Consider the following 14,173-nt stretch of genomic DNA (forward strand, 5'->3'; position numbering starts at 1 on the left):
ACGGATTTCAACGTCACGGTATTGGGTAGGCTTGGTCACAAAAAAATCCTCAACGATCAATGCGCGAACATTGATGGGTGCGAAGAGGAAGTTCATGGACTCTTACGCACACATCTTTACTTGTACATACAAGCATATGCAATCAAGCGGCCAACTTTGCGCGCAAGGTTTGAAGATTTTTCCGGGACGAGGGTGGAAGCCTTGGAAAACAAGGCTTCGCAGCATGATGAATTTTCTTACGGGGGATTTTTACAGTGCGGGAGACTTGTCATCGAGGCAGGGCTTTGCGCCATGCTGGGGCGTTCGGTAACAAGTTGGTGCGGGAAGAGGGAAACAAAATGTGGGGGAAGAAACCCCCACCTGTTCAGGCGGCGGCAGTCAATTCGATAACGCAGCAACGGCCAGTCACGCTGACGTCCAGCAGGCCGGTGTTACCGTCCAGTTGCAGGCAGTCGTGACGGTTCAGCCGCTCACCGAGCACCTTCACTTCATCGGCCACGCTGAACACCAGCACGGTGTGCGCGGCACTGAAGAAACGCTGCGTGCCGTCCATCCATTGCAACCGCGCTTGATAGCGCTGCGGCGAATAGATGAGGTTGAAATCGCGGATCGGCCCGCCGATCAAGCGGCAGGACACCTGGCTGTCACCCTTGAACGGGAATGGCTGCAGCGGTAACAACCCGAGCTGTTCCTCGCCATCCACCGTCAGCACCATGCCCGAGCCTTGCAGCACGGTGATAATGCGCTGGTACCCGGCAAAGGTGGAGAATCCGCCCGACTCGGCGATATCGGCAATCGACAGGCGCCAGCCGAAACCGTCAAGGCCCTCCCCCGCGTCACGGGTGATTTCTTCAGTGCTGCCGCCGCCGTTTTTCCACGGCATGCGAATGTAATCGGTAGCGCGCCAGACTTTCATCGAACTCATTTACTGAAACGTCCTTCCAGGCTATGACGGGAACCGGGGTGGATCAAACGTGCGGCCGTGACCGGCTGGCGGCCAGACCAGGTGCGGCGGCGAATCAGCAGGCACGGCTCGCTGATTTCGATTTGCAGCAGCTTGCATTCGTCGGCGTCGGCCAGGATCGCCTCGACCACGTGCTCGCCTTCGGTCAGCGGCGCCACCTGGTTGAGGTAGGCATAGGGCGTTTGCTGGGTGAAATCCTGCTGCAGGTATTCCGGTGCTACCAGGGCGTTGACGAAACGGTCTTCGATTTGCACCGGAATGTCGTTTTCGTAGTGCACGATCAACGAGTGGAACACCCGCCCGCCTTCGCGCATTTCCAGCGCGACGGCGCGCTCGGAGCCGGCGGCTTCTTCACCGAGGGTAATGACCTTGCACGTATGGCGATGACCGCGGGAGGCGATCTCATCGGCAATGTTGTGCACTTCAAACAGCGCCGACTGGCTCTTGGGCTCGGCGACAAAGGTGCCCACACCTTGCATGCGTACCAGCAGGCCTTCGGCAGTCAACTCGCGCAGGGCGCGGTTGATGGTCATGCGGCTGAAGCCCAACTGGTTGACCAGTTCGCTCTCCGAAGGCACGCGATAATGCGGCGGCCAGTTGCCGTTGAGAATCTGCTGGCTGATCATCTGTTTGACGCGGGCATACAAGGGCGCCGGACTTTCGTCCATGTGGGCAGCCAGTGGAGACTTGGCGGGCGGAGTCGACACAGGAAATCCTTGTAGGTGAAAAAGAAGCATAGCTTGCCGGAGTTTACCGAGCAGGCAAACGTCTGTATATGTATATACAAATAAACACACGACTGGGGTGCCTGAATCATGTCCGCTTTCTTTGCCGAACGCGCGCTGCTGCCTAATGGATGGGCCAACGATGTACGTCTTGAAGTCAGCGCCGATGGCCTGCTGACCAAGGTTGAGCCCAATGCCAGTGCAGACGGTGCCGAACGGCTCAGGGGCCCCGTGCTGGCGGGCATGCCGAACCTGCATTCCCACGCTTTCCAGCGCGCGATGGCCGGGCTGGCGGAAGTGGCCGGCAACCCGAATGACAGTTTCTGGACCTGGCGCGACCTGATGTATCGGATGGTCGGCAAGATCCGCCCCGACCAGTTGCAGGTCATCGCGCGCCAGTTGTATATCGAAATGCTCAAGGCCGGCTACACCTCGGTGGCCGAATTTCACTACGTGCACCACGACGTCAGCGGCCAGCCCTATGCCGACCCTGCGGAGCTGTCGCGGCAAATCAGCCAGGCGGCCGCCAGCAGCGGTATCGGCCTGACGTTGTTGCCGGTGCTCTACAGCCACTCCGGTTTCGGCGGCCAGGCACCCAATGAAGGCCAGCGCCGCTTTATCAACAGCACCGAAAATTACCTGAGCCTGCAATCACGCCTGCAACCGATTCTGGCCGCGCAACCGGCACAACGGCTGGGCCTGTGTTTCCACTCGCTACGCGCCGTCACACCGCAACAGATCAGCGAAGTGCTGGCCGCCAGCGACAAGGCGTGCCCGGTGCACATCCACATCGCCGAGCAGCAGAAGGAAGTCGACGACTGCCTGGCCTGGAGCGGCCAGCGCCCGCTGCAATGGTTGTATGACCATGTTGAAGTGGATCAGCGCTGGTGCCTGGTGCACGCCACCCACGCCAATCCGGAAGAAGTGACATTGATGGCCAGGAGCCGGGCGATTGCCGGGTTGTGCCTGACCACCGAAGCCAACCTGGGCGACGGGATTTTCCCGGCGGTGGACTTCCTGGCCCAGGGCGGGCGCATGGGGATTGGTTCCGACAGCCATGTATCACTGAGCGTGGTGGAAGAATTGCGCTGGCTGGAATATGGGCAGCGGCTGCGGGACCAGCGGCGCAACCGGCTGTATCGCAGCGATCAGCCGATGGTTGGGCGTACGCTGTTCGATGCCGCGCTGGACGGCGGTGCCGAAGCGTTGGGGCAGCCGATTGGGCGCCTGGAAGTTGGCAAGCGTGCGGACTGGCTGGTGCTGGACGGCAACGATCCGTACCTGGCGACAGCGAACGAAGACGGGATCCTCAATCGCTGGTTGTTTGCCGGTGGTGATCGCCAGGTGCGCGACGTGCTGGTCAACGGGAAGTGGGTGGTGCGCGACGGGCATCACGCCGCCGAAGAAGACAGCAGCCGGACGTTTACCCAGGTCTTGCGGGATTTGCTGGGCTGACAGACGACACATAACAAATGTGGGAGCGGGCTTGCTCGCGAAAGCAGTGGATCAGTCAATACATCTGGTGACTGTCACACCGCCTTCGCGAGCAAGCCCGCTCCCACATTGGATTGGCGCTGTTTCGTATTACTGCGAGGTCTTCGCCATCTGCTTGTCCGACGTACGCCAGATCAAACGCGTGGTGTCATACCCCTGCTGCCGCGCCCTGCTCAGCAGGTCTTCGCGGGTGTCGGCGCTGACCGTCGGCGTGCGCGACAGCAACCACATGTAGCGCCGGCTCGGGCTGCCGACAATGGCGGTCTTGTAGTCATCGCTGACGTACAGCACCCAGTAATCGCCCTTGGCCACGCCCGGCAACAGCGAGGTGAACCAGTTATTGAATTCGACCCACAGTTTGTCGGTCTTGCCGGCGACCTGCGGCGTTGCAGTGCCCTTGGCTTCCTGCCACTTCCACTCAGGGGTCAGGCAGCGGTTGAACACCGACATGTTGCCATCGGGCAACAGCGTGTAGCGGGCTTCGGACTGCGCACAATTGCGCTGGAAGTACATCGGCAAACGGGCCAACTCATACCAGGTGCCCTGGTAACGCTTGAGGTTGACGCTGCCAACAGTCTTGGGTTGCAGATCATCGCCAGAATGGCTGGCGCAGCCCGCCAAAAACAGGCTGGCGCAGAGGTATAGAACGAAACGCATCATGTTGTTTTTCTCCCGCAGGCTTTCGCCCCGGTTTACTTCAGGCCTTGCCCGGAAAAAATCAGTACTTTGTCACCGGCATATTGCACGCTGATAAAGCTGTTTTTATCGCCCCAGGTGCAACTGGACATACCCAGCGCGCCAGAACAATCAGTCGGCTTGCCCAACAACGACTCCACCTCGGCCTTTGGCATGCCGGCCGACAGTTTTGCGTAATTTTCTTGAGTGACCTTGCTGCAAGCGGCCAGAAGCACGCAAAACGACAACAGGGCGAGACGGCGTAACGACATGGAAAAACTCCTGGAGAGACGAAGCAGCTTGGGGGTCTGCCAGAAGCTTAGAAGGGAAAAGAGGTGTCTGGTTCCCGACGAGCGAAAACAAAAAAGCCCCGAAAACGCTGAAACGTTTCGGGGCTTTTGCTTACCGCAAGGACTTACGCCTTGTGGTAGCCGGTCACACGCTCAACTTCTTCCTTCGAACCCAGGAACACCGCTACGCGCTGGTGCAGGCCTTCCGGCTGGATGTCGAGGATGCGCTGGTGGCCGTCGGTGGACGCACCGCCCGCCTGTTCAACCAGGAACGACATCGGGTTGGCTTCGTACATCAGGCGCAGCTTGCCCGGCTTGGACGGCTCACGGCTGTCGCGTGGGTACATGAACAGGCCACCACGGGTCAGGATGCGGTGCACGTCGGCAACCATCGCAGCCACCCAGCGCATGTTGAAGTTCTTCTTCAGCGGGCCTTCTTCGCCGGCCATCAACTCGCCCACGTAGCGGGTAACCGGCTCTTCCCAGTGACGCTGGTTGGACATGTTGATTGCAAATTCCTGGGTGGACGCAGGAATGGTGATGTCTTCGTGGGTGAGCACGAAGCTGCCCATTTCGCGGTCCAGGGTGAAGCCCTTGACGCCGTCGCCCAGGGTCAGCACCAGCATGGTCTGTGGGCCGTAGATCGCGTAACCGGCAGCTACCTGCTCGGTGCCCGGCTGCAGGAAGGCCTTTTCGTTCAGGGCTTCGTTCTGGCTCAGGTATTCGTTCGGGCAACGCAGTACCGAGAAGATGGTGCCGACTGGCGCGTTGATGTCGATGTTCGACGAACCGTCCAGCGGGTCGAATACCAGCAGGTACGCGCCTTTCGGGTATTTGCCCGGGATCTGGTAGGCATTGTCCATTTCTTCGGACGCCATGCCGGCCAGGTGACCGCCCCACTCGTTGGCTTCGAGCAGAATTTCGTTGGAGATCACGTCAAGCTTCTTCTGCACTTCGCCTTGTACGTTTTCAGTGCCCATGCTGCCCAGGACACCACCCAGCGCGCCTTTGGACACGGCGTGGCTGATTTCCTTGCAAGCACGCGCCACCACTTCGATAAGGAAGCGCAGATCGGCAGGCGTGTTGTTGCTGCGGGTCTGCTCGATCAAATAGCGACTCAGGGTAACGCGGGACATGGAAGGCTCCGGAAATGGGGGGCTAAAAACCCGCGCAGTTTAACGCGAGTCGGGGCGTATTTCCTCCTATCAGAGGATTTAAACCCAATAGAGTTCATGGACTTTATTTAACGTGCCACCGGTGGCTTGCGCAGCAAACTGTAGGCCATGGCGCCCAGGGCCGCCACACCGAGCAGCAGCACGGCCCAAAGACCGAGCTTTTTCCAGTTCGGCCCGGCATCAACCGGGGCCGCGACCGCAGCCGATGTGACCACCGCCTCGCCCGCCACCTTGGCCTGCCCAAGCCCCGCGAGACGTTCGGCGCTGTAGTCCGGAATCAGGGTCGACAGCGGCAAGTTCGCGCCTTTCACCGACGGATTGCCGAGCACAAGGGTGAACGGTGGCTCGCCCCGCGCCAGGAACACCAACTGCGTGGCCCGCACCGCAAAGCTCAAGGTCGGCGCCTCCACGCCCAGGCCACCGCCACGTTCGTCCACGTCGAGCTTGAGCTGCGCAACAGCCTGGCCCGGCAACTGCAGTTCGTTCTGTAAAACGTCCTGGCCATTTTGCGTCAACCGGTAGAGCAAACCGCTGCTCATGGGTTGCCAGGCCTGATTAGTTTCCCGGCGGCCCGACAAGGTGACCGGCGCCAGGCTGTTGGGTTGGCTCAAGTCGATTCGCAAGCGTTCGACGTTCAGTGCGTTGGGCAACTGCCAGCTGTATTCCCCGGCCTTGAGCCGGCTGCCCGACAACGGCTGCGACCACACCAGCGGCAACGGCAGGCTGTGGGCGCTGACACTCTCCAACTGCGCCGACGTCAGCGCCGGTGCCGCCTGGCCTTTCCACAGCAGACGCAGATACCGCGCCGACTGCCCCGGCAAACTCACTTCATGCTGCTCGACGCGCTCATCGGCGAACGACAACCGCGCCACCTGCCCTTCGCCCCAGGCGCGCCAGTGCTGCAAGTCGTCGCTGGCTTCGATGCTGAAACGCTGGAAGCCGTCGCGCTCGCTGGTCCAGTCGAGGATCAGTTGCTGCAACGGGGCCTTGATCGCACTCGCATCGAGCAGCCAGCCGCGCAGCACTTCTTCGCCGGCCTCCAGTTGGCTCGGCGGCTGCACTTGCACCAGCGTGCCGGTGGACGTGGATTGCACACGCACGCTGGGCACGGCTTCGGAGGAGTCAGCCGCAGCGTACAACGGGAACCACTTCACGTTGGACAGGCTGCGGCTTTCGGTGCTTTGCGCCGAATGCCGCGCCAGTGCGTAAGCCTGGGGCTCGCCAGCGGCGTTGAACACCCGCACATCACCCAGGTCGGCCTGACGGGCGCTCAATTGCACCGCCAGCGGCAGTTCCAGGCGGTACCACGGGCCTTCGCCACTGACCGTCAGCGGCACACGCGTGGTGAAATCGGCGGGCGTCTCCTGGGCCCAGGCCGATAACGTCGTGCACAACCCCAACAGCGCCACACTCAGCTTGCCCATCAAGAGGCCACTCCTTCAGTTTCAACCACCGGCTCGGGGCGCTTGGGCGGCAGCGGGGCGAAATAGCCCACCACCAGCAACAGCCCGCCCACACCGATAAACGATACGATCCGCGCCAGCCCGCCACGGTTGCTCAATTCGACGAAGAACAATTTGGCCACCACCACGGCAATCAATGCCGCACCGATCAGCCACACCTCACGCCGATGACGCAGATGGCCGCCGATCATCAGGCTCAGGGCAATCAGGGTCCACACGATCGACAGCCCGGCCTGCACCAGCATCGACTCCAGCAACGCATCCAGATGGAACGGCACGCCACCCCAGTGATGAGCCGTGCGCATCACCAGCGCGGTGAAGAAGGCGAACAACGAGACACCGGCGACCGCCTGGGCGACCAGTTCGGCGCGCGGCCCGCGTTGCGGTGCGGCACTGCGGGACCACAGGTACACACCCAGCAGCGCGAATAGCAATCCAATATCCAGCGGGTTAAGCAGCGGCACATACGGCAGCGGCTCGGCGGCGCCGTCGCTGAAGATATTCGCCAGCCAGAACCAGCCGAGCATCAACACCGCCAGCGGCAACGCGGCATACAACCGGTACTCGCGCGGGTACGCCGACACCGGCCACGGCCAACTGCGCGGCGCGGCGGCCAGCACCAGGTACAGGCTTGGCAGAATCGCCCAGCCCAGCCAGCGCCAGGCGTTGTATTCCTCGGACAGCAACAACAGGCCGTAGCGCAACTCCAGCGCCAGCACGCCGATCAACAGCCAGCAGCCGAGCACGTGCGCGGCGCCCAGGGCTTTTTCCGGGATGACCAACGCCAGGCGCCGCAGCGACACGAAATGCACCGCAAATACCGCTCCCCATGCCAGCCAGGCGAAGTTCGCCGCCGGGTGATAACGCGAGCCCCACGCGCCCAGCAACACCACGCCCGCCGCCGGCATCAACAGCGTGCACAGCAAGCCCAGCGATGCCCATTGCAGCCTCAGGGCCAGCACCGCCCAGATCGCCACACTCACCGCCGCTACCGCCAACAGCCAGGTGCCTTGCAGCATCGATGGTGCAAACCGCAGCACTTCGCTGACCAACGCCAGCGCCCACCAACCCGCACCCCACACCAGCAGCACGTCGGACAGCCGCTGCAAACTCAACGCCTCGAACACCGGCGCATGAGGCCTGCGCTGCAAGCGCCAGGCACCGACCAGCGCCGCCAGCCCGAGCACCATTGGCGTCCAGAAACCGCTATGGCCCAAAGGACGCAAACCCTCGCTGGTCAGCGGCCCGAGCAGGTCCGGCACCGCGATCAGGAACGAAGCGCCGCCGATCACTTGCAGCAACAACCCGAAGACAAAACTGACGCGCTGTTGCAGGTACAGGCTCAGCCAGATGATCAACAAACCACTGGCCGCCCACACGCCGCTGGCGGTCTCCCACGGCAGCACAAACAGCACCGCCAGGTTGATCAGCACCAACCCGGCGAGCAACACCACCGACAGGCCACGCAACAACCGCACATCGCTGCGCACCATGGTGTCCCGCGCGGCCAGCAGCATGCCGCCGATCAATGCCAGGCCAATCAGCGATGCGGTGAGCAAGCCGCTCCAGCCCGCACTGAACACCGCGCCTGAATCGGCACCCGCTTGCAGGCGCAGCAGGAACAGCGCACCACCCAGCAGTTGCACGGCAAACGCGGTGAAGAGGAACGTACGCGAGCCGATGCGCAGGCCCACCAGCAAGGTCGCAAGACCGGCAAGCGCCCAACTGATGGCCGTGCCCTGGGTCCACAGCAGCAACGGTGCGAGCAGGTACAAGAAGCCCAGGCCGACGCAGGCCAATACCGGCAAACCTCGACGCTCCCACTGCGCCGCGTGCTCCACCGGCGCCTTGCGCAACTGGTCGAAACTGAACAGCAAGGCCGCCCCCAGCAACAAAGCACCGAGCGGCGCGCCATCCAACAGACTGGTCTCACCCACCCGCAATTCGCTGAGGAACGCCAGCGCCGAACCGACTTGCAACAGCAAGCCAAACGCCCGCGCCAAAGGCCGCTGCTGACGCAGGCCGAGCCAGAAAATCCCGGCGCCTTCCACGGCCCAGGCCGCCGCGGTCCAGCGTGCGTCGAGGCCCAACGGAATCGCCAGGCTGGCGAAGATCACACCCAGCGCCAGGCAGGTTTCCGCCAGCAGCAAGGCGCGCCCGCCACTCAGCAGACGAGCCAGGCCCATATAGATAATGCCCAGGGCCAGCGCGCTGAACGCAGCGGCAAATTCCAGGTGCTGCACCAGCGCAAACTGCAAACCGAAGCCCACCAACGGCGGACCGAACAGCATGCTGCCGTCGACATAATCGCCCTTGGCCGCCGACCAGCGCAGCAACGCGCCACGGCTGTCATCGTCCGGCGCGTCGCGCATCTCCAGCAACTTGCGCCGGGCGAACAACAGGCCGATGCCCAGGTACATCAGGAAAAATAGAATCAGGAACGGCTCGGTGCTCCACAGCAGCTCCGGTGTATAGGAGCGCATGCCCCAGGCGAAGCCGATGCCGAAGGTGCCGACAAAACCGATCAAATTGAGCAGGCGCCAGGCCTTGAACCAGGCGATGGCGAGAATGCCTGCGTTGAGCAGGGCGAAATAGCTGAACAGCGCCACATGGTTGCCGGCGCCGGTGGACGTGAGGATCGGTGCCGCAAAACCGCCGAGTGCAGCGGCGCAGGCCAGGCCGAGGGCGTCCTGGGTAATCGCCAGGATCGCCGAGAAAACGGTGACCGCCACCAGCAAGCCGAGTGCCGCGCCGGGGTCGAGCAGCGGGTGCAGGCGCATCGCGGCGAACACCGTGAGGTACAACACCGCAATGCCGGTGCCCTGCAGCATCAACCCGTAATTACGGTTGCGCAGCCGCAGCCACCAACCCAGGCCCAGCAGTGCCAATGCGCAACCGGCGACACCTGCGTAACGCAACTCGATTGGCACCACCATGCCTTCAGTGGCATAGCGCAGCAGGAAGGCCAGGCCGAGGAACAACAACACCACGCCGACCCGCAGCACGGTGTTGCCACCGAACAGCCAGTTGCGGGCACCGCTGATTGCGCGCTCGATAAAGTTGGGGCCGCGAGGCACCGCAGGCGCGGCAGGCTGTTCAGGGATTTTCGCGCTCGGTTCGGCCCGCCACACATCAGCCGGCAATGGCTGGCTGGGTTCGGCCACCACGCTTGCGTAGGCAGGTTCCAGTTCGGCGGGTAATTCCCAGACGAGTTCGGGCGGCGCCGCTACCGGCAGCGGCTCTTCGACAAACACAGGTCCGGGGGTTTCAACGGCGGCAGGGCTTTCCAGCAAGGCCAGGCGTTGCTCGACCACTTTCAGGGCGTTGCGGGCAGACTCCAGCTGACGGCCTTGTTCCTCCGTACGCGAGGCGAGCATCGACAGGCGAATCGCCTGGCCAATGCCCAAACCGAGCAGCGCACCAATGCCCGCATCACTGAACGACTCGTCGAGTGTCCAGCCGAGCACCAGGCCAATCAGCATGAAAATCCATTGCATGGTCGATATCCCTAAGCAGCCCGAAGCGGGCAAAGGCGATGCTCAGTATATCGACACGGACCCCATGTGGGAGCGGGCTTGCTCGCGAAGGCGGTGGATCAGTCGAAAAACTTGTGACTGATCCACCGCCTTCGCGAGCAAGTCGAATCGTCGCACCGCCGCTCCCACATTTTGTATTGCGGTGTCTAATCCAACGCTTTCCAGATTTCCGTCGCGTATTCGCGGATGGTCCGGTCCGACGAGAACCAGCCCATGCGCGCGGTATTGAGCACCGCCGAACGCCACCATTCCTTGGAGTCGTGCCAATGGGCCTCGACCCGCGCCTGGGCATCCCAGTAGGAATCGAAGTCGGCACAGACCAGGAAGCGGTCGTAGTCGATCAGCGAATCCACCAACCCGGCATAACGGCCCGGATCATCCGGTGAGAACACCCCGCCACGAATCGCTTGCAGCACATCATTCAAGCGATGGGACGAGGCGATCTCTGGCCCGGCGTTGAACTCGCCCGCGTGTTTGCGCGCTTCCACCTGCTGGGCACTGAGGCCGAAGATGAACATGTGGTCGGCACCCACGCGCTCGTGCATCTCGACGTTGGCGCCGTCCATGGTGCCGATCGTCAGCGCGCCGTTGAGGCCGAATTTCATGTTGCTGGTGCCCGAGGCTTCAAAGCCAGCGGTGGAAATCTGCTCCGACAAGTCGGCCGCCGGAATGATGCTTTCCGCCAGGCTGACGTTGTAGTTGGGCAGGAATACCACCTTGAGCAACCCGCGCACGGTAGGGTCGTTGTTGACGGTACGGGCGATGTCGTTAGTCAGCTTGATGATCAGCTTGGCCTGGTGATAGCTGGCCGCGGCCTTGCCGGCGAAGATCTTCACCCGCGGCACCCAGTCGGTGCCCGGCTCGGCCCGGATCGCCTGGTACAGCGCGACGGTGTGCATCAGGTTCAGCAGCTGGCGCTTGTACTCGTGGATCCGCTTGACCTGCACATCGAACATCGCCGCCGGGTTGACCGAAATCCCCAGGCGCTCGTGAATGATGTCGGCCAGTGCCCGCTTACTGTGCAGGCGCTGTTCGGCGAAGGCCTTGCGAAAGGCTTGCTTCTCGGCAAACGGTTCCAGGTCTGCCAGGCGCTGTTCGGGGTTATCCAGCACGTCCGGGCCCAGTGCCTCCACCAGCATCGCCGTGAGCTTGGGGTTGGCCTGGTACAGCCAGCGGCGGAAGGTAATGCCGTTGGTTTTGTTGTTGATGCGGTCCGGGTAGAGCTTGTGCAGTTCGGAGAACACCGTGCTGCGCATCAGTTGCGTGTGCAGGCCGGATACGCCGTTGACACTGTGGGAACCGAGGAACGCCAGGTTGCCCATGCGTACGCGGCGACCGTTGTCTTCTTCGATCAGCGAGACGGCACGCAGCACGTCGAAGTCGTGGATGCCCTTGGCCCGCAGCGAGTCGATATGCTGGGCGTTGATCAGGTAGATGATCTGCATGTGCCGCGGCAGCATGCGCTCCATCAGGCCGACTGGCCAGGTTTCCAACGCCTCGGGGAGCAAGGTGTGGTTGGTGTACGAAAGGGTTTCGACGGTGACGTCCCAGGCGGCATCCCACGGGATGTCGTGCAGGTCCACCAACTGACGCATCAACTCGGCCACCGCGATCGACGGGTGAGTGTCGTTGAGTTGAATGGCCGCGTGCTCGCCCAGGCTCAATACCGAGCCGTGCATATTCTTGTGGCGACGCAGCAGATCCTGCAACGAGGCGGAGACGAAGAAGTACTCCTGGCGCAGGCGCAGCTCCTGCCCTGCTTCGGTGCTGTCGGCCGGGTAAAGCACTCGGGAGATGCTTTCGGCGCGGGCCACCTCGGCGACGGCGCCCAGGTGGTCACCGGCGTTGAAACGTTCCAGGTGCAGGTCTTCCACCGCACGGGCACGCCACAGGCGCAAGGTGTTGACGCTTGCGCCGCGCCAGCCGACGACCGGGGTGTCATACGCCACCGCGCGTACGGTTTCATTCGGCGACCAGACCTGGATCGACTTGCCGGACGCATCCAGCACGGTTTCCACACCACCGCCAAAGCCGATCGGGTAGATCACTTCGGCGCGCTCGAACTCCCAGGGGTTGCCGAAATCCAGCCAGCGTTCGGTTTGCTCCTGCTGCCAGCCATCGACAATCGCCTGGCGAAACAGCCCGTGCTCATACCGAATGCCATAGCCATGGCCGGCAATACCCAGGGTCGACATGCTTTCCATGAAGCAGGCCGCCAGGCGGCCAAGGCCACCGTTGCCCAGGGCCGCGTCGGGCTCCAGCAGGCGAATGCGCTCCATGTCCACACCCAACTCGCTCATGGCCTCACGGGCCACGTCCAGCAAGCCAAGGTTGCTCAGGCTGTCGTAGAGCAGACGGCCGATCAGGAATTCCAGCGAGAGGTAATAGACCCGCTTCTGTCCCTTGCGGTAGATGTGCCGCGTGTGGTCCATCCAGTGGTCGACCATGTGGTCGCGGGCGGCCAGTGCGATGGCTTCAAACCAATCGTGGTCGAAGGCGTGGTCGGGGTCCTTGCCCACCGCATAGGTAAGTTTGGTCAAGACGGCATCGCGAAATGCGGCTACCTCTGCTTCTCGTACAAGCGGTTCCTGAGACATCGATGCGACCTCGGGCGAGATAGAAGGAGTTGCTAGAGCCTAGACGGTCTGACAGACGGTAGACGCTCTGGTTTGGCAGTTTTTTAACTCATTCACCTTTGCGGGAATTTGATGCAGGGGCCGTGCCCGTTTGTGGCTCGGCACAGCCTTCGAGCTGAAAGCTGGAAGATATTGTTCAAAAAACCACCAGTTCCGGTATGATCCCGCGCCGGATAACACCCCTCTTGGAAACCTGATGAAGCCTCAACTGATCGCCGCCGCGGAACTCGACCGTCTCGAGACCTGGCAGAAATACTCAAGCCATATGTGTGGCGGCTGTGTGTCGAGCTGCTGCACCCTGCCGGTTGAGGTGAAGATCAAGGACCTGATCCGCATCGGCATCGTCGATGAGTTCGAGCGTGGCGACCCGCCGAAGAACATCGCCAAGCGCTTGCAGAAGGAAGGCATCGTCGAGCGCTTCAACGCCAAATCCGAGATCTTCACCCTGCAGCGCATGAGCAACAACGATTGCCTGTACCTGGATCGTAAGAGCCGCTTCTGCACTATTTATGACAAGCGCCCGGATACTTGCCGCAATCACCCGAAAATCGGGCCGCGCCCGGGGTATTGCGCGTACAAGCCGAAGGAAGTGGTGCGCGAGACCAGGTTCAAGACCCTCGACAAGTTCTGATCCAGATTTTTTATTGCTTGAACTACCGCTTTCGCGGGCAAGCCCGCTCCCACACTTGACCTCATTCATCCTGAAAAAACGCGGTCGAATGTGGGAGCGGGCTTGCTCGCGAAGGGGCCCGCACAGTCACTACAGATATTGCAGGCATAAAAAAACGCCCCCGGCCTTTCGACCGGGGGCGTTTTTCATTCAGCCTGAGTTAACTCAGTTCTTGGCTTTCTTGGCAGCGCGGGTACGCTCGCCTTCGTCCAGGATCTTCTTACGCAGGCGGATCGACTTAGGCGTAACTTCGCACAGCTCGTCGTCCTGGATGAATTCCAGAGCCTGTTCCAGGGTGAAGCGAACAGGTGGAACCAGAGCGATGGTTTCGTCTTTACCCGAAGCACGCATGTTGTCGAGCTTCTTGCCTTTGGTTGGGTTGACGCCCATGTCGTTGTCACGGCTGTTCAGGCCAACGATCTGACCGTTGTAGATCTCTTGACCGTGCTCAACGAACAGCTTGCCACGCGCCTGGAGGGTTTCCAGGGAGTAGGTCAGCGCCTTGCCGTTTTCTACCGATACCAGAACACCGTTCTGACGACCGG

General features: G+C 61.9%; 10 protein-coding genes and 1 pseudogene. 2 read left to right on the plus strand and 9 right to left on the minus strand.

Annotated features, from left to right (window positions below; translation table 11 throughout):
• Positions 1 to 364: 364 nt before the first annotated feature.
• Together ACIOMR_RS29940 and hutC are read right to left on the minus strand one after the other, a co-directional pair.
• Complete coding sequence (locus ACIOMR_RS29940) at positions 365 to 925, minus strand: HutD family protein (protein ID WP_003217978.1); 561 nt, start codon at positions 923 to 925, stop codon at positions 365 to 367.
• Complete coding sequence (gene hutC, locus ACIOMR_RS29945; protein WP_401198022.1) at positions 922 to 1,632, minus strand: histidine utilization repressor; 711 nt, start codon at positions 1,630 to 1,632, stop codon at positions 922 to 924. The genes ACIOMR_RS29940 and hutC overlap by 4 nt, the downstream gene beginning before the upstream one ends.
• Positions 1,633 to 1,779: 147 nt before the next feature.
• On the opposite strand from hutC, the gene ACIOMR_RS29950 reads away from it, so the two are divergent.
• Positions 1,780 to 3,144 carry a formimidoylglutamate deiminase gene (locus ACIOMR_RS29950; RefSeq protein ID WP_102367929.1) on the plus strand — a complete coding sequence of 455 codons (1,365 nt, stop codon included), beginning with the start codon at positions 1,780 to 1,782 and terminating at the stop codon, positions 3,142 to 3,144.
• 129 nt (positions 3,145 to 3,273) lie between these two features.
• Here the strand turns inward: ACIOMR_RS29950 and ACIOMR_RS29955 are convergent, their stop codons facing one another.
• From ACIOMR_RS29955 to ACIOMR_RS29980, 6 genes are all read right to left on the minus strand, one after another.
• The gene (locus ACIOMR_RS29955; RefSeq protein ID WP_003217984.1) at positions 3,274 to 3,843 is read right to left on the minus strand and encodes a lipocalin family protein; all 570 of its coding nucleotides are present in this window, start codon (positions 3,841 to 3,843) and stop codon (positions 3,274 to 3,276) included.
• 32 nt (positions 3,844 to 3,875) lie between these two features.
• Positions 3,876 to 4,130 carry a hypothetical protein gene (locus tag ACIOMR_RS29960; RefSeq protein ID WP_003217986.1) on the minus strand — a complete coding sequence of 85 codons (255 nt, stop codon included), beginning with the start codon at positions 4,128 to 4,130 and terminating at the stop codon, positions 3,876 to 3,878.
• 143 nt (positions 4,131 to 4,273) lie between these two features.
• Positions 4,274 to 5,284 carry a class 1 fructose-bisphosphatase gene (locus ACIOMR_RS29965; RefSeq protein WP_003217989.1) on the minus strand — a complete coding sequence of 337 codons (1,011 nt, stop codon included), beginning with the start codon at positions 5,282 to 5,284 and terminating at the stop codon, positions 4,274 to 4,276.
• A gap of 107 nt (positions 5,285 to 5,391) precedes the next feature.
• Positions 5,392 to 6,747 carry a DUF3999 domain-containing protein gene (locus ACIOMR_RS29970; RefSeq protein WP_401198013.1) on the minus strand — a complete coding sequence of 452 codons (1,356 nt, stop codon included), beginning with the start codon at positions 6,745 to 6,747 and terminating at the stop codon, positions 5,392 to 5,394.
• Complete coding sequence (locus ACIOMR_RS29975) at positions 6,747 to 10,283, minus strand: DUF2339 domain-containing protein (protein WP_401198016.1); 3,537 nt, start codon at positions 10,281 to 10,283, stop codon at positions 6,747 to 6,749. The genes ACIOMR_RS29970 and ACIOMR_RS29975 overlap by 1 nt, the downstream gene beginning before the upstream one ends.
• A gap of 185 nt (positions 10,284 to 10,468) precedes the next feature.
• Entirely contained in the window at positions 10,469 to 12,919 is a 2,451-nt protein-coding gene (locus ACIOMR_RS29980; protein WP_401198019.1) for a glycogen/starch/alpha-glucan phosphorylase, read from the minus strand.
• A 235-nt stretch (positions 12,920 to 13,154) separates the two neighbouring features.
• Between ACIOMR_RS29980 and ACIOMR_RS29985 the strand changes: the two genes are divergently transcribed.
• Positions 13,155 to 13,589: a YkgJ family cysteine cluster protein gene (locus ACIOMR_RS29985; RefSeq protein WP_003217996.1), complete on the plus strand. Its 435-nt coding sequence runs from the start codon at positions 13,155 to 13,157 to the stop codon at positions 13,587 to 13,589.
• 204 nt (positions 13,590 to 13,793) lie between these two features.
• On the opposite strand, the pseudogene ACIOMR_RS29990 reads toward ACIOMR_RS29985, so the two are convergent.
• Positions 13,794 to 14,173: pseudogene (locus ACIOMR_RS29990) on the minus strand (translational GTPase TypA); the annotation flags it as partial.

It is taken from the genome of Pseudomonas sp. NPDC087814 (assembly GCF_044742865.1).
Lineage (GTDB): Bacteria > Pseudomonadota > Gammaproteobacteria > Pseudomonadales > Pseudomonadaceae > Aquipseudomonas.